Below are 24,613 nucleotides of genomic sequence, written 5' to 3'. Positions count from 1 at the left end.
CTTTTTTACTATTAATATCCCGGATTCTGTTTCAAGTTTCCATTCGCCTCAATCTCTTTCAACGGTATAGGCATTAACAAATGTTTTTCCGCCGCATTGGTTTTTCCGATAGAGTGAAGGAATTTCAGAGCATAGTTGTCTTTCAGGCGAACCAAATCAAACCAACGGTCTCCTTCAAACGCCAACTCTATACGACGTTCCTGAATAATTTTCTCCCGCATCTGATCCTGTGTCAATCCTTCGATATCCGCCCGATTAGTCAGTCCTGCCCGTTTTCTAACCTCGTACAAAGGGGCTTCCGCATCAGTTGTCAAAGCTTGTTCATTCAACGCTTCCGCTTTCATCAGTAGCACATCCGCATAACGGAGTACCACAAAGTTGGCCGGACTGGTATTGTAATCCATAGAAATGGATTTCGGAACCAGAAACTTACGCAAATTGTATCCCGTTGTAGAATAAGAAGACTGATATTGCTTTCCGTCAAAATCAGGACATCCCAAATAAAGAATAGTCTTATCTTTACGATTATCCCCTTCTTCGTACTGGCTGACAAACTCGGCAGTCGGCTGGTTCCATCCGTAGCCGCCCGCCACCATATCCGAATTACGAGGGCCGGTAAACGCACTCAACCAAGAAGATTGGTTTTCATTACTCCAGAAATCATAATTGGTCTTACCATAATACTGTACCTCAAACAGTGATTCAGGTCCGTTTTTCTTATTCGGATTAAAGTTATCACTATAATCATCATTCAAACGATAACCCAATTTCTGTATTTCCTCACAAAGACGTACAATCTCCGCATACTCCTTTCTTTGGGTCAGATACACTTTGGCTAGCAACCCCATCGCTGCGCCTTTAGAAGCACGTCCCAAATCGGAAGCCGAATAAGAAGATTTATCCGGTAGTAAGTTGATCGCTTCTTTCAAATCATCTTCTATCAACTTATAAATCTCTTCTTTCGAAGCACGGAAAGGTTTCAAATCATCTTCCGAAGTCTGCGGTTCCGTCAGTAAAGGTACTCCTCCAAAAAGACGAACCAGAATAAAATAATAATGGGCACGCAAGAATTTAGCTTCTCCCAAACAACGGTTTTTCAAACTTTGATCAATATTCATACCCGGAACGTTCTTAATAACGAAGTTGCAACGGAGAATACCCGGAGACGGACCGCGCCATACATCAAGCACACCGGCATTATCGGTGGTGGTTATGAAGTTAGCCATATCGGTAGTCTCTATGCCATCTGTACCTCCACCTGCACCGACAATACTGTTACCGGCCACGATATCCAGTGTCCACATACGCATATTATATAATTTGGGCCATTGAAGCGGTTGATAAGCACCATTTACGGCAGCTATCGCATCTTCCGCTGCCTGAAAACTCTTGGAAGTATCGATAGAGTCCCACGGTTCTTTATCAAGGAAACCATTACAGCTGCTCAATGTCAAGCCCAACAGGAAGCAAGGAAGTATATATCTGAACTTTTTCATATTTGTCAATCAATTAAAGGTTCTATATAAAAGTAGTTAGAAAGAAACAGATGCGCCGAACGTGATGTTACGGGCTACGGGATACACGTTATTGTCATTTCCCGATCCGGAAATTTCCGGATCAAGCCCCGTATAACGGGTTAATGTCAGTAAATTCTGCCCCGAAACGAAGAAGCGCACAGAAGACATCGCCGCCTTCTTGCTCCATGCGGCCGGTAAGGTGTAGCCCAATGTCACATTCTTCAGACGCAAGTATTTACCGTCTTCTATAAAACGATTTGAAACACGCCCGTTCTTATTCGGGTCACCGAATACAGCACGCGGCATACTGTTGCTTGTTCCTTCGCCACGCCAACGATCGAGAACGGTCGTCATCTGGTTCTGTGCTACGGACATGGCTTCCAAAGAGGCCCGATTTGCGTTGTATATCTTGTTTCCCGCCGCCCCTTGCAGGAAGATTTCCAGATCGAAACCTTTCCAGACAAATGAATTGTTCATTGAGAAAATCCATGTCGGAGTGGGACTGCCGAGATAAGTACGGTCTTTATCATTGATGATTCCGTCGTTATTCAGGTCCTTAAACTTAATATCACCGGCAGAAGTACGGTTGTAAGGGTCATTGCCTTGCGTCTGAATGGCGTAGCGGTCTACTTCCTCCTGTGTCTGGAAAATACCGTTCGTCACATACCCGTAGAAAGAACTGACCGGATGACCGACTGCATGAATATTATTATCGAAATACATCGGGACATCCCCATTCAAGCGGATAATTTCATTCTTGTTGTAAGAAGCATTGAGAGACGTATTCCACGAAAATTCACCCACCAGATTACGGGAACTGACAGAAACCTCAAATCCCTTATTCCGCATCTTACCCGCATTGATCTTAGGAACATTGATATCCGAATATCCGGTAGAGATAGGCACTACCATATCTACCAGCATATCGTTCGTATTCTTGATATAAGCATCCAGACTAAGATTGATCCGACCGTCAATCATTGTCAGGTCGGCACCGACATTATATTGCTCCACCTCTTCCCAGCGAACATTCGGGTTTGGCATTACCGACGGGGCAATGGCATTCACTTGCGTACCATTGAAGTTATACTGAATAGTCTGAATGGTGGAAGCATACGCATAATTGCCCACACTCGCCTGATTACCGGTCAATCCATATCCCGCACGGAGTTTCACATCGCTCAACCAGAAACTCTTTTTAAAGAAAGGTTCCTCAGAAAGTCTCCAGGCAAGAGATACGGACGGGAAATTAGACCATCGGTTCTTTTTGCTGAAACGGGAAGAACCGTCACGCCGGATCGTAGCTGTCAACAGGTATTTATTATCGTATGTATAATTGATACGCCCTAAATAAGAGAGCAATGCCCAGTCACTTCCATTTCCGTTCACAGTCGGTTCGAGCGTACCATTATCCAATTGCTGCGCAGTAGGACTGATGAACCCCATAATGGAACCGCTCAAATACTCATACGTGTTACTCTGTGCAGAAGAACCTACCATCACAGTCAGTTGATGTTTCTCTGCAAACGTCTTATTAAAAGTCAGAGTATTGTCCCACAATAAAGTAAGGCTTTTGTTATACTTCCGGGAAGCATACGATTCCGGTTGGGAAATCGGCTGCCAGTCATACTTGGGCGACCAGCCTTTATCATCCCAAAAGAGTGCCTGTACTCCAACAATAGTTTTGAAAGTCAGCCATTCCCACGGTTTTACTTCGGCGTAGATATTACCCAATATATTGAAACCTTTAGTAGCAGTAGAGTTGGTCATCATCTTGCCGATAGGATTAGCAATATCTCCTACATACATCGGAAGCCCTACAGGACCTGCCCAAGAACCATCGTCATTCTTGATAGCCTGTGTAGGCAGTGCCAACATGGTATTTTTAATACTATACTCGCCCTTCTTTTTAATATCATGATTCAGCGAAAGTTTGTTTCCCATCTTCAACCAATTGTTCATCTGCGTATCCATATTGAATTGCACCGTATAGCGCTCATATTGAGTGGTACGTACGATACCTTCCTGGTTGAAATAAGCGGCAGATACATAATAAGTCGTTTTATCATTTCCACCGGAATAGTTCAGTGAATAGTTCTGGGTAGCGGCAGTCTGAAACAATTCATCTGTCCAGTTTGTCCCTCTGCCCAATGAAGTAGGATCTTCAAACAGAGGATTCTGCGGTTGACCGTTAGCTGTCATCATTTCATTATGGAGGGAAGCAAATTGAGTAGCATCCAGCAAATCAAGTGTACGGATAGCCTTTTCGATACCGTAAGAAGCCTTAAAGTTAAAGTGGGCGGCGTCCGATTTCCCTTTCTTTGTGGTAATAATAATGACCCCGTAAGCTCCTCGCGAACCGTAAATAGCAGTAGCGGAAGCGTCTTTCAACACGTCTACCGTCTCCACATCATCCATATTAATCATGTTCAAAGGAACATCCGTCGGCACCCCGTCGATGACAAGCAACGGATCACTATTGTTGATGGAGCCGATACCACGTATCTTCATTGACACATTATCGCCCGGCGCACCACTGGAAATTACCTGAAGCCCGGTTGCACGTCCTTGTAAAGCAGCTCCCAAACTAGGAGAGGGTTGTTTCATCAGATCTTTGGAAGAAACGGAAGAGATAGCCCCAGTCAAGTCACTCTTCTTCATCGTACCGTAACCGATGACAACGACTTCATCGAGCACTTCGGTATCTTCTTTCAAAGTAATAGTCAGGGACGTTTTGCCATTCACCGGAACCGTCTGAGTGGCATATCCGATAAAAGAAACGGTTAGCATACTTTTAGGGGACACTTTCAGGGAGAAGTTACCGTCTATATCGGTAATCGTACCGTTCGTCGTACTTTCTTCTACTACACTGGCACCGATCACCGGCTCACCCGCAGCATCCACTACATGTCCTTTTATTGAAATCTGTTGTGCGAATGCACTAAGAGATAGGAACAAGCCCCACATTATTAATAAGAGGCGGCGTTCAAAGCCTTTCGACTTCATACTCTGTTTCATGTACATTAATTTAAAGTTAATATTAGGGTTACTTTTATTTTTACTCTCTGTGTCATTGCTGAAATGACTACGAAACAAAAGTATCTACATTTTATACTGTTCCTTAAAGCAGATAGCAAAAATATAGTGATTTGCATAGTAAACAACTATATAAATCACTAATAATCAGATTATTAAAAAATAGCACACTAACTAAAAAAGTAGTGGTTTTCTTACTCTTCCACCTTCCCTATTTTCATTACTTTAGCCTCAAATTCCTCTCTTTCCCCCAAAGCTTTGTTACGGACACGTGTCCGGTAATTATAAATGGTAGTGACGGAGTAACGAAGGAATTGCGCTATTTTAGTGCTGTCCGTAATTCCCAGACGGATGAGAGCGAAGATACGCAGCTCGGTGTTCAGTTGTTCTCCCGGTTTGGGTTGCATCGGTTCGGTAAGCAAGGCATTAAATTCATCCACAAAATTGGGGAAGAGTTGCAGGAAAGTCACGTCGAAGTTCGCATAAAACTCTTTCAGTTCTTCATCAAGGAACTGGGAAGATTTAATAGCCTTATATAGTTCTTCCACCCTTCCGGCAGCAGCAATCTTATTCAGGGAACGGCGGTATAAATCCATCTTATCGAGATAAGTGGAGCATTGGTCCATGTATCTCCCGATATATTCCTCCTTGATATAGTTGGCTTCCGAAAGCGTATGATTCATTTCTTTCAGTTGCGAATTGGAATCGTGAAGTTCTTCATTCAGTTCTTGCAGGAGCGTATTGGTATCGACCACTTCGCGGCGCGCAGCAGCTACCTTTTTCATCTGTTTATAGACAAAGAAAATGGCAGCCAACAAGAAAACGGAAAGCAGACTGATACATATCAACGAGATCTTCATTTCCCGTTGCTGACGTTCCGTCTTTAATTGGTAGGCCTTGTCTATAATGGGAAAGACTTGCGAAATTTCCAAAGTACGAAGACGGGCATTACACAGGGTAGCATCTTCTAAAGAGCATTTCAGATAATTATAGGCACGGTCAATATCTCCCTCCTCGTAGACGAGCGAAGCAAGTTTACGTAAAGATACATATTCTTTTACTGCTGATTTCAAATCGGCAATGGCCGAAAGAGCCAGATAGTGTTTTTGCCCCTGCTTATCTCCTTTCAACCGGTAACCTTCGGAAATGGTATAGGCAATCATTGCCTGTGCATGGTCATCTAAAGAAGGCTTTCTGTAATATTCCATCAGCATATCAATCGCTTCATCGTATCGGGCATGAACAATACATTTATCGGCCATAACCAATGCGTGCCCCAGAGAGTCGGAAGCATTCACTTGCAAAAGAGAATCCCGATATAAATCCGTCATCCGATAATACTCTTTCTTTGCTTTTTCCGTAACGGCATAATCACCCATCAATCCATAAATAGTGCGGTATAAATGGTAATAATAACCATAAAGATAATCAGGGAGTGTTTTCTTATCGATTTTCCCCAGTAACTCAAGGGCTTCTTTATACATTCCGGTAGTTCCCATCACTTCCGCCATATTCATAGCGGAATCATCCAGATAATCCTGTTTATTCAGGCGGTGTGCCAATTCCTCTTTCCTCTGAGCATATACAAAGGACGAATCCAAGTTATAAGCCCGGTATTCATCGAAAAGACGTCCGCAGAATCCATACCGCTGTTCGTCGGAAGCAGCCTCAGCCAACAATCTCTTTAGATCGGTGATACGCGTTTCCTTTTCCACTCCATAAGTCCGACGGTTTTTGACGAGACCGTCAATCTCACGGAGTAACGCATCCGTACTCTTGTTATCTTTTGCACAAAGCAGACCGGGAAAGACAATTGCCAGAAGAATCAAAATTACTTTTTTCATAGTGCCGTATATATTATAGTTGCAAAGATAAAAGTCTTTCAGAAACTTCCGGCTTTCAGGAGAAAATTATTGCAGGCGGGAAGAACAATCTTTATTAAAAAGAGGGAACAAAAACAGATTTATTATAAACATTATTCGGCTAATGACATAAAAAAGTACGAAGGTTTATATTCATCACTCTGGTGCATCAACACTCCAACTTTCTTTCCCTTTCTTTGTTCTTTCTGCGGGAATATGCTACTTTTACATTATCTCATAAATATGAGAACTAAAGAAAGGAACAAATTATGGAAGAAGTAAAAAGAATCCCTTACGGAGTTTCCAACTTTGTGGAAGTGGTGGAACAGAATCAATATTACGTGGATAAGACTATGTATCTGCCGTTGTTGGAAAAACAACCTAGTAATTTGTTCTTTATCCGCCCCCGCCGCTTCGGCAAGAGCATCTTTCTGAGTATGCTCCGAACTTATTATGACATCGCTCAAAAAGAAAAGTTCGAAAAACGTTTCAGCAACTTATGGATAGGCAGTCGTCCTACACAGTTGCAAGGGACTTTCCAAATACTATTTCTTGATTTCTCCAGAGTGGGGGGACTTGACGGGACACTTGCCCAAAACTTTGATGATTATTGCTGCGGTGGACTGGATGATTTCGCTTCTATCTATGAACCCTATTATTATCCCGGCTTCGAAGGGGAAATGAAAGCGCAATGCGGCACTACCAACAAATTAAACTTTCTGGACCGCAAGGCACGTAATAACGGCTCCAGACTTTATCTGATAGTGGATGAATATGATAATTTCACGAATATGGTGCTAAACGAGCAGGACGACAAAGTCTATCACGCCCTAACCTACGCCAGTGGCTTCTACCGCGAAATCTTCAAGAAGTTCAAAGGTATGTTCGAGCGCATCTTCATGACCGGTGTCAGCCCCATAACGCTGGACGACCTGACTAGCGGATTCAATATCGGCTGGAATATCAGTACCGATCATCAGTTTAACATGATGTTGGGATTCAGCGAGACCGATGTACGCGAGATGCTCCAATATTATAAGGATGCCGGGCAGTTGCCGGATAATGTAGATATAGATGTAATGATAGAGGAGATGCGACCATGGTATGACAATTATTGTTTTGCCGAAGAAAGCTTGGAGCGTGATCCGAAGATGTTTAATTGTGACATGGTACTCTATTATCTGCGCAACTATATGGATTTGGGTAAATCCCCCAAAGAAATGATAGACCCTAATACTCGCACGGATTATAATAAGATGAAAAAACTTATCCGGCTGGACAAGTTGGACGGTAACCGCAAAGGAGTGTTACGTAAAATCACCGAAGATGGGCAGATTATCACCACGTTGACAACTACCTTTCCCGCTACCGATATTACCAAACCTGAAATTTTCCCCAGTCTGCTTTTTTATTATGGTATGCTTACCATTACTGCCACTCGCGGCAACTATCTGGTGTTAAGTATTCCCAATAATAACGTGCGTAAACAATATTACGAATTCTTGTTGGAAGAATATCAGGACAATCGACATATTAATCTGAACGACCTTGGTCTGATGTATTACGAAATGGCTTACGACGGCCATTGGCGTGAAACGTTGGAATTTATCGCCCATGCCTACAAGGAAAACTCTTCCGTGCGCAGCGCTATTGAAGGAGAGCGCAACCTGCAAGGTTTCTTTACTGCTTACCTAAGTACGAATGCATATTACCTGACAGCCCCGGAAGTAGAATTGAACCATGGTTATTGTGATCTGTTCCTGATGCCCGACCTGATACGCTATGACGTGAAGCACAGCTATATCATCGAACTGAAATATCTCTCTGCCAAAGACTCGGAAGCGAAAGCCGAAACCCAATGGAAAGAAGCTGTAGAGCAGATAAAAGGTTATGCTACCGGTCCTAAGGTACGCCGGATGATATATGACACCGAGTTGCATTGCATCGTCATGCAGTTTCGCGGATGGGAGTTAGAGCGGATGGAAGAAGTCATATAGAAATTTATGACAAGCACCCATTAAACAACCGTTGTACAACTGTTATACTTCCATTATCCCATAACCATTTGTACATTAACGTGCCGATATTGTTAACTTCCTACGGCCGTGGTGACTTCTTCCCACAGCCGTGACGAGTTCCTACCACAGCCGTGGGAAGATCTTGTCACGGCCGTGACGAACTAAAGATACCGGTACTTTAGTGGAATTATACCGGTATCCTAACGTAACTATACCGGTATCCCAACATAAGTATACCAGCTACTCTCCCCATAAAGTCCCACTTGATTAATCTTAAAACAAGGCATTTGACAAGAAATCAAGGCTGACAATAAAAATGCATATCTTTTACTTTCAACCTATTATCAGCATCTATTGTCATGCAGTATAAAATTGGTATTCAACCACTTAAATATCATCCTGACAGATTGACAATAAAAAGAGCACAAATCGTTAAGTACTAGTTAAACTAAATAAGACGATTGGTCATTTCTGCATCTTTGTAGACCAATTCAGTTTTATTCTTTTGATCCTTATCCCATTTCGAGTTCCTTGTCGCGTGCCCCTAAGAGAAAAACTGTACAAATTGATTTAAATCAAAATCATCCGGCCTGAACTCACCTTGAAAGATTTTGTTTTACCTTTGCAGCCGAAATAAAAAGCGGCAGATAAAAAAGGTAAAAAGTAACAGGTATTAGGTAGGGTTTCGTATGAAAAAGAGTCTTATTGCATTGGCGTTCGGCACGCTGGGATTGGGTATTGCCGAATTTGTAATGATGGGAATATTGCCCGACGTGGCAAAAGATCTAGGTATCAGTATCCCGACTGCGGGACATTTCATTTCAGCATACGCTTTGGGCGTATGTGTTGGCGCACCTGTATTGACATTGGCCCGTAAATACCCGTTGAAACACATTCTGTTAGTACTGGTTACCTTGATTATGATAGGTAATATCTGCGCGGCAATGGCCCCCAATTATTGGGTATTGCTAATTGCCCGTTTCATCTCCGGGCTTCCTCATGGTGCCTATTTCGGAGTAGGTTCTATCGTTGCGGAAAGACTGGCCGATAAAGGAAAAGGTTCGGAAGCCGTTTCGATCATGATTGCCGGAATGACCATTGCCAATCTTTTCGGTGTACCCTTGGGAACTTCTCTAAGCACCATGCTCTCCTGGCGTGTCACTTTCCTGCTGGTAGGAATCTGGGGAATCGTTATCCTATATTATATCTGGCGCTGGGTTCCCCACGTAGAAGGACTGGAAGATACAGGTTTCAAAGGACAATTCCGTTTCCTGAAAACTCCTGCTCCATGGTTAATTCTCGGCGCTACGGCATTAGGCAACGGAGGTGTATTCTGTTGGTACAGCTATATCAACCCAATGCTGACAAATATTTCCGGTTTCTCAGTCGAAAGTATTACCCCTTTGATGATTCTTGCCGGATTCGGTATGGTAATGGGCAATCTGATTAGCGGACGACTCTCCGACCGTTACACACCCGGAAAAGTAGGAACTGCCGCACAGGCACTTATCTGCATCATGCTGTTGCTCATATTCTTCCTCTCACCCTACAAATGGGCGGCAGCCCTGTTGATGTGTCTTTGCACGGCAGGACTATTCGCCGTATCCAGCCCGGAACAGGTATTAATCATCCGTGTAGCCAAAGGCGGTGAGATGTTGGGAGCAGCCTGCGTACAGGTTGCTTTTAATCTGGGAAACGCCATTGGCGCATACGCAGGCGGACTTGCCGTCAGCGGAGGATACCGCTACCCTGCCCTGACAGGTGTACCGTTTGCCCTGATCGGATTCACTTTGTTCTTGATTTTTTATAAGAAATACCAAGCAAAATACTAAAAAACACTATCAGCCTGATACACCTTTTCCTCTTATATTCAAGAAGAAAATAGACTTCATATTACAATTATCGCATATATAATGTTTATATTTGCCCGGGATAGACATTGCATCCTTTTTCCGCTATGAAAACAAAAAACATTTTATATGCCATCATCGGGCTGCTCCTATCCGCCTTTTGGGCAGAGAGTGCCGCCAAAGACCCTTATTATTATTTCCGTACGCTGGACATCAAGGACGGACTTTCTCATAACACCGTGAATACCATCCTGCAAGACCGGCAAGGCTTTATGTGGTTTGGCACGAAAGACGGTTTGAACCTATATGACGGCCTTGTATTCCGCACCTTTCAGAAAGAGAACTCTTCATTGGGCAACAATTTCATCACCGCCCTGCACGAAGATGCCGAAGGGAATATATGGGTAGGGACTGATACAGGCGTTTACATCTACAATCCCCGGCTAGAAGAATTCACCTCGTTCGATATCCCTATCGAAGATACCGGCGGAACTATCAACCGCACCATAACATGGATAGACTCCGACCCTCAGAAAGATGTATGGATTGCATCCGATTCCCAAGGACTTTTCCATTACGACAAAAAACGGAATACCTTGAAAGAGTATTCGGCGAAAATAGGCAATGGAGCACTCAATATCACCCGCTTCTGGTTCGAGGACAACGAATTATGGGTGAGCCGCTATGAAGACAACCTGTATCATTCGGAAGACGCTACCCACTTCACCACTTTCCGGGATGCCGAAGGAAAAGAGCCATTCAAAGGAATTGTCATCAATACTTGTGTCAAAGGGTTGCACAACTGTATTTATATAGGTTCATCCAACGGACTAACAGAAATCAACCTGACCACCTGCAAAGTACGCCACCTGTTAAACGACTACGTACGCAACATCTGCCTGCGTTCGGATACGGAGCTATGGGTAGGTACGGAACAAGGCATCTACATCTACAACCTAGAAACCGACAAATATATCCACCTCACCACCTCGGAGTCCGACGACCGCTACGCATTATCCGACAACGCCATCTACACCATCTTCAAAGACCGTGAAGGCGGAATGTGGATAGGCTCATACTTCGGCGGCGTCAACTATTATCCTCACCAATATACTTACTTCGAGAAGTATTATCCTCGGGACGACATGCGATACTTGGGACACCGTATCCGTGAATTCTGCGGAAGCAATGACGATACGATATGGTTCGGCACAGAAGACAAGGGACTTTTCCATTTCAATCCTGCCGACGGTACAGTCACGCCTTTCCACCACCCTGCCCTGTACCACAACATTCACGGATTATGTATCGACGGTGATTACCTGTGGGCAGGTACTTTTGCCGGCGGACTGAACCGTATCCATCTCCGCACCCGGGAAGTACGGCACTACGAAAAGGGCGAAGCATCCAATACCCTCAATGCCGACAACATATTCTCAATCTATAAAAGCAGCACCGGCGAATTATGGATAGGCACGACCTCGGGGCTGATGCGTTACAACCGAAAGACGGATGACTTCACACGCATCCCCGAAATGAACAAAATCTTTGTGTACAATATATTGGAAGACAGCCACGGCAAACTGTGGCTGGCTACCTATTCCGACGGCGTGTTCTGCTACGACCTGCCACAAGACAAATGGAAACAGTACACCCGAAACCCCGATAATCCGAACTCTTTACCCTATAACAAGGTAATAAGCATCTTCGAAGACAGCCGCAAGCAGCTCTGGTTCATGACACAAGGAGCGGGATTCTGCCGCTTCCGCCCCGAAACGGACGATTTCATTCGCTACGATGTGTCGCAAGGCTTCCCCGGAAACACCGTATATAAAATGTTGGAAGACAACAACGGACTGTTGTGGCTCACTACCAACAAAGGGCTGGTATCCTTCCATGCCGAAACGGGCACGAAGCATCTGTACACTACTGCCAACGGTCTATTGAGCAACCAGTTCAATTACCAGTCGGGATACAAGGACAAGACGGGGACTCTCTACTTGGGTAGCGTCAACGGTTTTATCTCTTTCAATCCCGCCACATTCACAGTGAACAAGCAGATTTCACCGTTGGTACTGACCGACTTCCACCAATTCAACAAACGCCTGCCAATAGGCGAAGCATCTTCTCCCCTGTCGGAAAGCATCACCCTCTCGGAATCCATCGAACTGAACGCTGACCAAAACACTTTTTCCTTACGGGCAGCAGTGCTGAACTACCAGGCTCCTTTATCGAACACCATCCTCTACAAACTCGAAGGCTTTGATAAAGAATGGTACTCCACCAACGGGCTCAATACCCGCATCAGTTACTCCAACCTGCCTTCCGGTCATTACACGCTGCGAGTGCGCGGAGCCAACAGCGACGGTGTTTGGAACCCACAGGAACGATTATTGAAAATACGCGTCCATCCGCCCTTCTACCTGTCATGGATAGCATACGTCATCTACTTCATTCTGCTGGCAACCGTTGTCACATACATAATCTGTTATTTCCGCAAACGCAACCTGCGCAAACACCGGCAAGCCATGGAAATACTGGAATACGAGAAAGAGCGCGAACTATATACGTCCAAGATTAACTTCTTCACCAACGTAGCCCATGAGATACGCACACCGCTGACGCTTATCAAAAGCCCGTTGGAACACGTCTTGGTTTCCGACCATGTGAACGATGCCATCAAAGAGGATTTGGAAATTATGGATTTGAACACCAACCGGCTGCTCGACCTCGTAAACCAACTGCTCGATTTCCGTAAAACCGAAACCAAAGGCTTCCACCTCAACTTTATGGCATACAACCTTTCCGAAATCCTGCAGAAAACCTATAAACGCTTCATTCCGCTGGCACGAGAGAAAGGATTCGAATTCACCATAGACATCCCCGACAACCTGTATGCAGCCGTTGACAAGGAAGGATTTACAAAGATAATCAGCAACCTCTTTACAAATGCCATCAAATACGGTCAAAGTCGTATCCACGTCGAAATGAAACAGAACGAAGAGGATGAAACATTACAACTCTCCGTCACGAACGATGGTGAGATTGTCCCGCCTGCCATGCGCGAGGAAATATTCAAACCCTTTACGCAATACAAGGGAAACAGTTCCTACCAAGTGCCGGGAACCGGCATCGGACTGGCTTTGGCACGCTCGCTTGCCGAGCTGCACGGCGGAAAGCTCACCATGGATGATGCACCGGACTGTAACCACTTTATCCTGACGCTCCCCTTGCGCCAGGCACAAACCGTCCATCTGCTGCCCACCGAACCGGAAAAAGCTGAAAGAGAAGAGGCAATCGTTTCCAGCGAACCGGGTACTCCTGCCACTTCCGCACAATTCCGCTATACCCTGTTGGTAGTGGAAGACAATGCGGAAATGAACAAATTCCTCGTCAGACAACTGTCCGAATCCTACAAAGTGCTGACCGCCGCCAATGGTGTGGAAGCCTTGAAAGTATTGCAGGAATCTATCGTCAATCTAATTATATCCGATGTGATGATGCCCGAAATGGACGGCTTGGAACTCTGCGATACCATAAAGACAGAACTGGACTACAGCCATATTCCCATCATCCTGCTTACCGCCAAGACCACTTTGCAATCCAGAATAGACGGACTGAAAGCCGGTGCGGACGCTTACATAGAGAAACCTTTCTCGATGGAGTACCTGAAAGTGAGCATTTCTAGCCTGCTCAGAAACCGGGAGCAACTGCAAGCCACATTCATGCACTCTCCTTTCACCCCCACCAACAACATAGTCATCAGCAAAGCCGATGAAGAATTTCTGAAGAAACTGAACGACCTCATACAGACCAATATGCAGAATCCCGAATTCAGCCTGATAGACATGGCAGACCAGTTGTGCATGAGCCGTTCCAGCCTGAACCGCAAAATCAAGGGGCTTCTCGACCTGACGCCCAACGACTATCTCCGCATCGAGCGTCTGAAGAAAGCCGCCCAACTCTTGAAAGAGGGAAGTTGCAAAATAAATGAAGTGTGTTACATGGTAGGTTTCAACACTCCGTCCTATTTTGCGAAATGTTTCCAGAAACAATTCGGGGTATTACCCAAAGAATTCATCACGACATAACCCGTCCCTGCAACAAAAGAGCCACAAAATAGAACAATTCTTCCATCTTGTTCCGGGAACGGGATTTTTGAGCGTTTTGTTCCATACTTTGCTCGTATTGTTGTTGCCTGCAATACCTATTTGCCATAGATTTGCAGTGCTAGAACAAATTTGTCAAAGCCAATAATGTTGAATTATAACTTTAAATCTTATGAAAGGTAGAGCAAAATCTTTTATTAGTTCACTCTTCTGTTTCGGTCTGGGCATTGTCCCCGTCATGGCTGATGCCGGTGCAAACCATACCGACAACACTCTTCAGGTGACGCAGCAGGCGAAACGTTCACTTTCGGGAATAGTTACGGACGCCGCCACCGGAGAACCCCTTATCGGAGTAAGCATCCTGGTGAAAGGAACCCAGGGCGGAACTATCACCGATACCAACGGTAACTTCTCATTGCCTGTAAACAATAGCGATATACTCGAAGTCTCCTATATAGGCTATAAAAAAGAAAGCATCATCGTCAAAGGGCAGCAGACGCTGAACATCGCTATGCAGACCGACAGCGAAACATTGGAAGAAGTAGTCGTCGTGGGCTACGGTTCGCAGAAAAAGGTGAACCTCACCGGTTCCGTTGCCACGGTAGACTTCAACGACAAGACTTTATCACGCCCCGTAACTACCGTTTCATCGGCTTTATCGGGTATGGCGGCAGGCCTGAACGTGATGCAGACCACCAGCAAACCCAACTCCGAAGGTTCCAGCGTCCTGATACGCGGTAACGGAACCTTGAACGACTCCAGTCCTCTGATACTGGTAGACGGTATGGAAATGTCTCTCAACGAAATCAACCCGAACGACATCGCCGCAATTTCCGTCCTCAAAGATGCCGCCTCATGTGCCATCTACGGTAACCGTGGTGCGAACGGCGTTATCCTGGTAACGACCAAACACGGAAGCGACGGCAAAATCAACGTCACCTACTCCGGCAAGTTCTCTTACAACACTCCTGCCAACCTCATCCATATGGTTGCCAACTACGCTAACTATATGGAACTGATGAACGAAGCATCCATCAACTCTGGACAAACACAGATTTTCAACGGAAGTACTATCAAGAAATGGCGGGAAGCAGACAAAAATCCCAACGGACTGTCCGAATCCGGTTATCCCAACTACGTAGCTTACCCCAACACCGACTGGTATGACGAAGTGTACAACCCGAAACTGATGCAGGAACACTCCATTACCGTCTCCGGTGCCGAGAAACGTACAACGTACAGCCTCAGCGCCACCTTTCTGAACAACCCGGGACTGGTGGAGAATGCCGGCATGAAGAAATATTATATGCGCAGCGACATCGAATCGCACATCACCGACTTCCTCACCGTAGGTATGCGTGCCTGGGGTTACCATACCGACCAGGAACGTAACGACGTGGACAATCTGAACGGCTTGCAGATGCAAAAAAGCATACCGGGCATCTACCCGCGCTACGACGGCAAATACGGTGTGCCCGAAGCAACGGAAGAAGACCCTTCGGCAAGTAACCCCTTCCACTTCATCAGTAACGCGGAAGGTTACTACAAGCAGACGAAGTTCTATGTTAACCCGTATGTAAAAGTAAACTTCCTGAAGCACTTCACCGCAAGCTACAATTTCTACTACGACCACTTCCGAAACGAGCATAAATGGAACAGTCCCGACTATCGCGAACAGTTCAGTTTCCAGGCAGGAGAGGCAAAGAGCGCTCCGCCCACTTCCGATGCCTTGCAAGAATATCACGTGGCATTGTGGTACGACGGTGACCAAAGCTGGAAAAGCTCCACTGTGCTCAACTACTCGCAAATGTTCGGCAAGAAACACGACGTAAGTGCCATGATAGGTTATGAAGAGTACCGCAAATGGCGTTCTACCACCGACATTGATAAAAAGGGCATGGTAGACACCGACCTTACGGATTTCGACGCCCTGACCGAACCGAGATATATCAAAGGTTCCACCACGGAATTCGCTTCACGTTCCGTATTCGGACGCGCCACCTACGCCTACGACTCACGCTACCTACTGGAAGCCAATATGCGTTACGACGGTTCTTCACGCTTCGCCCCCGAAAGCCGTTGGGGATTATTCCCCTCGTTCTCTGCCGGCTGGCGTCTCTCCGAGGAACGTTTCGTCAAGAAACTCGGCTGGTTCGACAACTTGAAATTACGTGCCTCATGGGGACAGCTAGGCAACAACTCTATCGGCAACTACGAATGGCAGGCCGTTTATGCCGCCACACAATATGTCTTCGGCAATAAGAAAGTATCCGGACTGGGTATGTCTTCTTTCTCCAACTACGACTTGGAATGGGAAACGACCTCAATCACCGACTTCGGACTCGATTTCAGCGTACTGAACAGCCGTCTGACCGGTACAATCGACTACTATAACAAAGTGACGGACGGTATTCTCTACAATCCTACGCTTTCACCTACGTTGAGCTACTTCGGCTCTCCCCGCCAGAATATCGCCGAAGTCACCAACCGGGGATTCGAGGTTACCTTAGGCTGGCAAGACCACATCAAGGACTTCACTTACGGTGTGTCCGCCAACTTCTCGCTCAACAAGAACGAAGTCAGCAAATATAAAGGAAAATTGGTACGTGAATGGAAGCAGGACGCTAACGGCAAATGGACGTACCACACCAACTTGGGTGAAGTCTCCACCGGTGGCAATGAACGTATCGTGGAAGGGCACATGATAAACGAATACTACGTGCTGAATCTCTACAAAGGTACGGGAAATTCCTTCAACACAGACGGTACGGTCAACCCTGCCGGCGGCCCCGCCGATGGCATGATACGCACCGAAGAAGACATGAAATGGCTGAAAGCCATGATGACCGCCGGCTACCAGTTCTACCCCAAACAAGGAGTGGGCAAAGACAAAATCTGGTATGGCGACATCATCTACGATGACCTAGACGGTGACGGCGTATATGGCGACGATGACGACCGTGCTTTCCAGGGATACTCCAGAACACCGAAATATTACTTCGGTCTCCAGATGAACGCAGCATGGAAAGGATTCGACCTCTCCATGAACTGGAGCGGTGCCGCCGGATTCAAAATCAACTGGTACGAGAAAGCACAGAACAGTTCGATTGTCACCTACGGCTACGGCATCGGCAGGGAAGTGGCTTACGACCACTACTTCTACGACCCGGAGAATCCAGATGACTCCCGTACCAACCTGACATCGAAAACGCCCCGTCTGACTACTGACCAGGCCGGACAAGTGAGCACGGCAAGCGCTTGGCATCTGCACAACGGCAATTACTTGAAATTGAAGAACCTGACCATCGGCTACACCTTCCCAAAGACGTGGGTAAAGAAAGCTTATATGCAGAATGTCCGCATCTATGCTTCCGGTGAAAACCTGTTCACCATCACCAAGTTCAAGGGTATGGACCCTGAGATGATGTGCGGCGTGGGATATGCCCCGATGCGCCAATACGCTTTCGGTATTAATGTTACATTCTAAAAGAAGACTCAGATGAAAAAGATGATAATAAAAAATATGATGGCGGCAGCCTCGGTTGCACTCGTTATGAGCGGTTCGCTGACTGCATGTGTAGACTTGGACCTCTCCCCGAATAACGCTCCGTCCGAAGGGAATGTATGGAACAGCGCCAGCATGGCGGAACAAACCATTGCCGGAGTCTACAACCGCCTCTACGAGGATTACACCGCCGACCCCAACAAAGGATGGTTTGATATGTGGTCGAGCATCATGGATATCGACGCCAACTGGACGGCAGGTTACCACTTCCTGCATGCCAACAATACGCCTACCAGCGACTTCGGCAGCGAACGCTGGTGGAAAAACTACTATTCCGGCATCTTGCGTGCCAACGATGTGATAACCAACCTGCCCACCGTAGCAGGTATCAGCGAAGCCAAAAAGTCACGCTACGTATCCGAATGCAAGTTTTTGCGCTCCTGGTGGTATTACCGCCTTAATATCCTCTACGGCGGGGTGCCCTACTACACCGAACCGGTAAAGAGTATAGACGGCGCCAAGAAAGCACGTTCCACACAAGATGAAATCTGGAATTACCTGATTCAAGACCTGACTTCCTGTATTGACGACCCCAACCTGCCGAACAAATACGGAGCCGACAGCGAAGACTACGGACACGTCACCAAAGGAGCAGCCTATGCCCTGAGAGGTAAAGTCTATATGTGGAAGAAGGAGTGGAGAAAAGCTGCCGACGATTTCGAGGAAGTAAGCAAATGCGGCTACAAGCTATATACAAACGGAGCCGATGCTTACAAACAACTGTTCAAGGCTGCCAACGAGCGTTGCGATGAAATAATATTCTCCTTGCAGTGTATCAACGAAGAGGGATTTGGCGGTATCAAGAACCGTGGTTACGGCAACCGGTGCCTGCCCCCCGACAATGAAGGAAAAGGTTTGGGATGGAACAATTACGTTATCAACCCGCAGTTTGTAGACTCTTACGAAAACAAGGACGGAAGCCCGTTCAACTGGGACGACATTATCCCCGGTTACAGCGCCATGAGCACGAACGCCCGCCAAGTCTACTTCCTGCGCAACGAAATCAATGCTACCGAACGTGCCAATGCCGAAGCGTCGGGAGCCGACATGACCCAGTACAAGAATTCCGGCAATGAAGAACGGATTAAAGCCGCTTATGCCAACCGCGACCCTCGCCTCGGATTCTCCGTCATCACTCCTTATTCTACCTTTATAGGTGGCATCGAAGGAGAGGCGCTGCCCTACGTCATGCGTTTTCCCTACCGTTCGAGAGGAAGAGGTACACAAGACATCGAGACGGACACAAACTCCAAGATGTACTACCTGAACCGCAAATTCGTGGGTGAAGGCACAGAAACAATGACCTACTATTCCGAGATAGACATCCCCTTCATCCGCTACGCAGACGTATTGCTGAACTGGGCGGAAGCCTTGAACGAACTCAATGATATCGGCGGAGCCGTCAGCAAAGTGAACGATGTGCGCAACCGTGCCGGAGTAGCTCCCCTGAACTCCAACTCCTACACCACCGTCAACAGTAAGGAAGATATGCACCGCCGCATCATGAACGAGCGCCATTGGGAACTGGTGGGCGAAGATGTTATCTATTTCGACGAAATACGCTGGGGCACCTGGAAGGACTTGAAGTTCTACACCGACAAGGAAGGACGTATGAACGGCATGCGCCAGGTTTGGGGAAGTCCGACCTACTCCTACACCTGGGGCGGCAACAACTACTGGACATTGCCCATTCCTGCCCGCGAAATACAGATGAATCCCAATATGGAACAGAACGAAGGCTGGAAATAACAAGAGAAAGAAACTGAAACGTTTTAATCGAAATTATGAGTAAAACAATCATTTACCCCTTAAAAAAAATTATCATGAAAAAGTTATTCATACTACCTCTGTTACTCGCCAGTTTTATCGTAACTGCCTGTGTAGAGGATGATTCTATCGTGAAGCCCGGTGAAAGTCTGGTCGAACCGCTGAACATCACACTCTCTCTGTCACAATCGGGAGAGAGACAAGTAGACCTGAACAAGACCCGCCCTTCTTTTTCTTTCAAGATAGAAAAGAGCCATCCTTTTGTGGAGACAACCGCCTCGCTCTCAGTGATAAGTGCGGAAGAACTGGGCAACGGTTACCTGCCACTGGCAGACAATCTATACCGTATCAGCAGCACCGAACTGGAGTTTGCCGAAGATGAGCAGTCACAATCGGTCAACATTCTCTTCACCAACATCGAGCAACTGGAACCCGCTACGAATTATGCGTTGGGGTTGAAACTCACTTCTTCGAGCACAAGAATAGAAGTGCCCGCCGGACAAGAACGTATCATCCTGATACTGAATGTCGGTGAAGGGGGTACGCTCCGGAATCCATACCGTCTACGCACGCTGGACGACTTGAAAGGCATGGGCAGTTTGCTGAAACCCGATGTCACCGTGTGCTTCAAGATGGAAGAAGACATCGACATGCAGGCCGAAGAGTGGACACCACTTAACAGGGACGGAAGATTTCACATCAACTTCGACGGAAACAATCATACGATAAGTAACCTGAAATGTACACAAGGCATATTCCCGAGCTTCTTCGGACAGTTGGTCGGCAGTTGCAAGAACGTGACTTTCAAGAATGTGGAAATCAGCGGTTACCAGACACCCACCGGGACCATTGCCGGATTTATCCCCAGCGGGGCTGCAGATACCGAAATCAGCCATACACAGGTGATTAACGGCACGCTCCACCAAGTGGAAGACGGAAGAGACCATTGGAGCACAGGCTCGGTAGGCGGTATCGTAGGAGATATGCGTGCCGGCAAAATCAGCGAATGTTCGGCAAAGGTCGACATCACAGGTGAATGGTGTACAGGCGGACTGGCAGGCCAGTTAGTGGAAGCTACTATAGAGAAGAGCTTCTATGAAGGAACTGTTTACTCCCGGTATAGCGCAGGCGGTATAGCAGGCAGTATTCACGGTGCACTTATCTCCGACTGTTACAGCCATGGAAGTGTTTCTACACTGTCATCATTCGATGGAGAGTTTACCGGTCCCGCAGGAGGTATTGCGGCACGTATGTATGTCGGCAGTAATGTGCGCAACTGTTACTCCACCGCCACTGTGAAAGGTCATGCAAGTGCAGGCGGCATTGCCGGACAATGCCAACTCGGAAACGGGGATGCAGGCAACAGCAACTACATCGTCAATTGCGTCGCCTGGAATGACTATATCGCTTCTACCACCGACATCGCATCGGGACGTATCTGCGGATGGATGCCCCAGGGCAACGGGACGAACGGCAACAAAGGCGAGTCCTGCTATGCCAAAGAGGTAGACGTGATAGTAAACGGCAATCCGCTGGCAGGTGACGATATCCGCCCTTCGGCAAGCTTCGACACCACCAACGCCAGCTCCCTCAGATACCACGGCCTGATAGCCACCGACCTGATAGATGTCACCCAAAACACGTTGGGATGGAGCATGGAGATATGGGACTTCTCCGGAGAGAAACCGCAATTCAACTGGCAATCGACAGCCAACTAACCTTATGAAATTTAAAAATAATCATTCAATAGGAGGAAATAGAATATGAGACTAATACATTTTTTTATCGGAGCAATGGTATTTATTACCACCGGATGCGCACAAGACTCTGAAGGCATTTACAACGGAGCGTCACAATACAGGGACGAAATCTTCCTGGCAGACCCTACCATCCTCAGAGAGGGTGACATGTACTACTTGACAGGAACAGGCAATCAGCAACAGCAGGGTTTTGTCCTGCTGGAATCTGCCGACCTGAAAAGCTGGCACACCGTAGAGAACAATGAGTTTGTCCTGAAAAAAGGTGACCAAACCTACGGAACCGAAGGTTTCTGGGCTCCCCAATGGTTCAAAGCGCAAGACCGTTACTACTTCATCTATACCGCCAACGAACAGACCGTAATGGCATCTGCCGACTCTTGGAAAGGCCCTTTCCGCCAGACAGAAATAAAGCCGATAGACAGAAGCCAGAAGAATATCGACCCCTTCCTGTTCCGCGATGATGACGGCAAGTATTACTTGTACCACGTGCGCTTCGATAACGGGAATTTTCTTTGGGTGGCAGAGTTCGACCTCACCAAAGGTGAAATCATCCCCGGTACCCTGAAGAAGTGCATGGAGAGCACCGAAGAATGGGAAGCAACCGCTGCCTACATCTCCGCCCCCGTAATGGAAGGCCCCACCGTCATCAAACTGGATGGCGTGTACTATCTCTTTTACTCTGCCAACGACTACCGGAGTATTGACTATGCCGTAGGCTATGCCACTTCCAACTCTCCCATGGGGCCATGGACGAAAAACGAGAACAGTCCCATCATCCATCGCAGCATCGTAGGCGAAAACGGTTCGGGGCACGGCGACATCTTCACCGACAAAGCAGGAAACTATTATTATGTGTATCACGTACATGCATCGAAAACAAACGTCGCCCCGCGCAAGACGCGCATCATCCCGCTACATATGGAAAAGAACGAAAGCGGCATCTACGACATCACGGTCAACGGAAATGAAGTAATAGAACCTTATCAAGAATAACTATTTATTAAAAAACAACGTATGAATTTAAAAAATATACTAAGCGGAATAGCATTGCTGGCAGGCATATTGAGTGCGTATGCCATCGAATACACCCCTGCCAACATATCGGCTTCCATTGCATTGAAAGTCCCCGGAAACGAAGCGGTACGTTATCCGTTGGAATTCCGTAAGCTCCGGCAAGAGCCGTTCGACTATCAGTTGACGGGTACAGAAAGCCTGCCCGTCCTGATTTATCAGAAAGTGGAAGGTGGAAAAACCAACAAGCGGATTACTCTCTTCATCACAGCCACAGAGAATATCTACTTCAACTACGGCGAACAGGTGAAAAGCGGAGCACGCCATGACGACTGCCTTTTCTATATGCCGGGCTTCTGGTATCGCCGCAACCTTCGTTCACCCAAAGAAGCGCCTTCCTTCCACACTTCAGACAGTTGGATGGTGCGCGAAGACCGTTTGAGCACTCCGATGACGACTATCTTTGATGAAAAGAACTGCAAATCGTTCTCAGTAGCCCGCATAGACAAGTTTGAAAGCGATGCGCTAACTACTCACAAAGAGGGCGAAGTCATCCTGTCGGGAACCACTTCGATAGGTTATACAGGATTCGAAAACTGCAACGGCACTGCCACACTTTCTTTCGGCTATCCCTACAAAGAAGCGCCCAAAACTTATATCCGCAAACTGACATTGGCTCCTTCCGTAGAAGCCTACCAGTTTTTAGGCAAAGGAGAAAGCGTGACGTTGACCTGGGAGCTCAACGAATCCGCTCCCACCGACTTCTCAGACTGCGTAAAACAAGCATGGGAATATAGTTACGACCTCTACAAGCCCGCAAGAGTAGAAACACCTTATACCGATGAAGTGATGAAAGAAGTGATGAGCAACTTCTTCGTAGAAAGTTTCATTGGCGATACTCCCACCAACTATTACTCAGGTGTAGAGTTGCACACGGCAACTTGCGACAATCTCGACGTAGCCGAAGTAGGTTTTGTAGGACGTACCCTGCTGAATGCCTTCAACGCGTTGGAATATGGCGAAAGCAAGCAGCGCACCGACCTTGTAGCAAATGCCAATGCTATCTTTGAATCTTATCTGGAGCATGGTTTCTCACAGGCAGGATTCTTCAACGAGGTAGTGCACTACAAGCGCAATTTCATAGAGCCTGTCCACAGCATCCGCCGTCAGTCGGAAGGCGTATATGCCACGCTCTATTACCTCAATTACGAAAAGAAAAAAGGCAGGAAGCACCCCGCATGGGAAAAACGCCTGAAAGGAATGCTCGACACCTTCCTGCACCTGCAAAACGAAGACGGCAGCTTCCCGCGCAAATTCAAGGATGACTTCTCGATGGTAGACAAGAGCGGCGGAAGCACCCCGTCGGCAACGCTTCCCTTGGTGATGGGATACAAGTACTTCAAGGATAAACGTTATCTCGAAGCAGCCCGACGCTCGGTAAATTATCTGGAAAAGGAATTAATCTCGAAAGCGGACTACTTCTCGTCTACCCTCGACGCCAACTGTGAAGACAAAGAGGCATCACTCTACGCTTCCACCGCCGCCTACTACCTGGCACTTGCCAGCAAAGGAGCAGAGCGTGCCCATTATGCCAGGCTGGCAAAGAAAGCCGCCTACTTCGCCCTGTCATGGTACTACACCTGGGATGTCCCGTTCGCACCAGGACAGATGTTGGGAGATATCGGTCTGAAAACCCGCGGCTGGGGCAACGTCTCGGTAGAGAACAACCATATCGACGTCTTTATCTTCGACTTTGCCGATGTACTCCGCTGGCTGTCCAAAGAGTATAATGAACCCCGCTTTGCCGACTTCGCAGCAGTAATCAGCTCTTCCATGCGTCAGTTACTGCCCTACGAAGGACATCAATGCGGCATTGCCAAGAAAGGGTACTATCCGGAAGTGGTACAGCACACCAATTGGGATTATGGCAAGAACGGCAAAGGGTATTACAACCATATCTTCGCACCGGGATGGGTAGTCGCCTCACTATGGGAATTACTCTCGCCGGGACGACCGGAAGAATTCATCGGAAGGTAAAGATGAGGCTACTGTATTTGCCAGTCCTCGACTTTAGATAAAAGTGACTACGTTTAATTCATTTCTGTACCGTTATGAATA

General features: G+C 46.9%; 12 protein-coding genes. 8 read left to right on the top strand and 4 right to left on the bottom strand.

What is annotated here, in order from left to right; all coding sequences use genetic code 11:
• Positions 1-11: 11 nt before the first annotated feature.
• From ACNOGP_RS04470 to ACNOGP_RS04460, 3 genes are all read right to left on the bottom strand, one after another.
• Positions 12-1,496 carry a RagB/SusD family nutrient uptake outer membrane protein gene (locus ACNOGP_RS04470; protein ID WP_007757642.1) on the bottom strand — a complete coding sequence of 495 codons (1,485 nt, stop codon included), beginning with the start codon at positions 1,494-1,496 and terminating at the stop codon, positions 12-14.
• 36 nt (positions 1,497-1,532) lie between these two features.
• On the bottom strand, positions 1,533-4,535 hold the full coding sequence (locus ACNOGP_RS04465) for a SusC/RagA family TonB-linked outer membrane protein (RefSeq protein ID WP_418214176.1): 3,003 nt from the start codon (positions 4,533-4,535) through the stop codon (positions 1,533-1,535).
• A 212-nt stretch (positions 4,536-4,747) separates the two neighbouring features.
• Entirely contained in the window at positions 4,748-6,397 is a 1,650-nt protein-coding gene (locus ACNOGP_RS04460) for a DUF6377 domain-containing protein (RefSeq protein ID WP_418214175.1), read from the bottom strand.
• 287 nt (positions 6,398-6,684) lie between these two features.
• Between ACNOGP_RS04460 and ACNOGP_RS04455 the strand changes: the two genes are divergently transcribed.
• The 3 genes from ACNOGP_RS04455 (at position 6,685) to ACNOGP_RS04445 (ending at position 14,374) form a co-directional block, all read left to right on the top strand.
• Positions 6,685-8,412, top strand: a complete 1,728-nt coding sequence (locus ACNOGP_RS04455; RefSeq protein WP_418214174.1) for an ATP-binding protein — start codon at positions 6,685-6,687, stop codon at positions 8,410-8,412.
• A 710-nt stretch (positions 8,413-9,122) separates the two neighbouring features.
• Positions 9,123-10,265, top strand: a complete 1,143-nt coding sequence (gene araJ / locus ACNOGP_RS04450) for an MFS transporter AraJ (protein ID WP_007762550.1) — start codon at positions 9,123-9,125, stop codon at positions 10,263-10,265.
• 125 nt (positions 10,266-10,390) lie between these two features.
• Positions 10,391-14,374 carry a two-component regulator propeller domain-containing protein gene (locus tag ACNOGP_RS04445; RefSeq protein WP_418214173.1) on the top strand — a complete coding sequence of 1,328 codons (3,984 nt, stop codon included), beginning with the start codon at positions 10,391-10,393 and terminating at the stop codon, positions 14,372-14,374.
• Here the strand turns inward: ACNOGP_RS04445 and ACNOGP_RS04440 are convergent.
• A complete protein-coding gene (locus tag ACNOGP_RS04440) occupies positions 14,364-14,501 on the bottom strand; it encodes a hypothetical protein (RefSeq protein WP_418214172.1) in 138 nt (45 codons plus the stop codon). The two genes, ACNOGP_RS04445 and ACNOGP_RS04440, sit on opposite strands and share 11 nt — an antisense overlap.
• Before the next feature lie 63 nt (positions 14,502-14,564).
• Here ACNOGP_RS04440 and ACNOGP_RS04435 point away from each other — a divergent pair, with 63 nt between their 5' ends.
• From ACNOGP_RS04435 to ACNOGP_RS04415, 5 genes are all read left to right on the top strand, one after another.
• Positions 14,565-17,879, top strand: coding sequence for a SusC/RagA family TonB-linked outer membrane protein (locus ACNOGP_RS04435; protein ID WP_418214171.1), 3,315 nt, complete (start codon positions 14,565-14,567; stop codon positions 17,877-17,879).
• A 12-nt stretch (positions 17,880-17,891) separates the two neighbouring features.
• Complete coding sequence (locus ACNOGP_RS04430; protein ID WP_418214170.1) at positions 17,892-19,706, top strand: RagB/SusD family nutrient uptake outer membrane protein; 1,815 nt, start codon at positions 17,892-17,894, stop codon at positions 19,704-19,706.
• A gap of 74 nt (positions 19,707-19,780) precedes the next feature.
• Positions 19,781-21,442: a DUF1735 domain-containing protein gene (locus tag ACNOGP_RS04425; RefSeq protein WP_195630795.1), complete on the top strand. Its 1,662-nt coding sequence runs from the start codon at positions 19,781-19,783 to the stop codon at positions 21,440-21,442.
• Positions 21,443-21,487: 45 nt separating this feature from the next.
• Positions 21,488-22,477, top strand: a complete 990-nt coding sequence (locus tag ACNOGP_RS04420; RefSeq protein WP_195630794.1) for a glycoside hydrolase family 43 protein — start codon at positions 21,488-21,490, stop codon at positions 22,475-22,477.
• Positions 22,478-22,498: 21 nt separating this feature from the next.
• Positions 22,499-24,532 carry a hypothetical protein gene (locus ACNOGP_RS04415; RefSeq protein ID WP_418214169.1) on the top strand — a complete coding sequence of 678 codons (2,034 nt, stop codon included), beginning with the start codon at positions 22,499-22,501 and terminating at the stop codon, positions 24,530-24,532.
• Positions 24,533-24,613 lie beyond the last annotated feature (81 nt).

It is taken from the genome of Bacteroides difficilis, from assembly GCF_048319815.1.
GTDB classification, from domain to species: domain Bacteria; phylum Bacteroidota; class Bacteroidia; order Bacteroidales; family Bacteroidaceae; genus Bacteroides; species Bacteroides zhangwenhongii.
The sequence above is the reverse complement of the archived record's forward strand: the minus strand, read 5'-3'. Positions and strand labels throughout refer to the sequence as shown.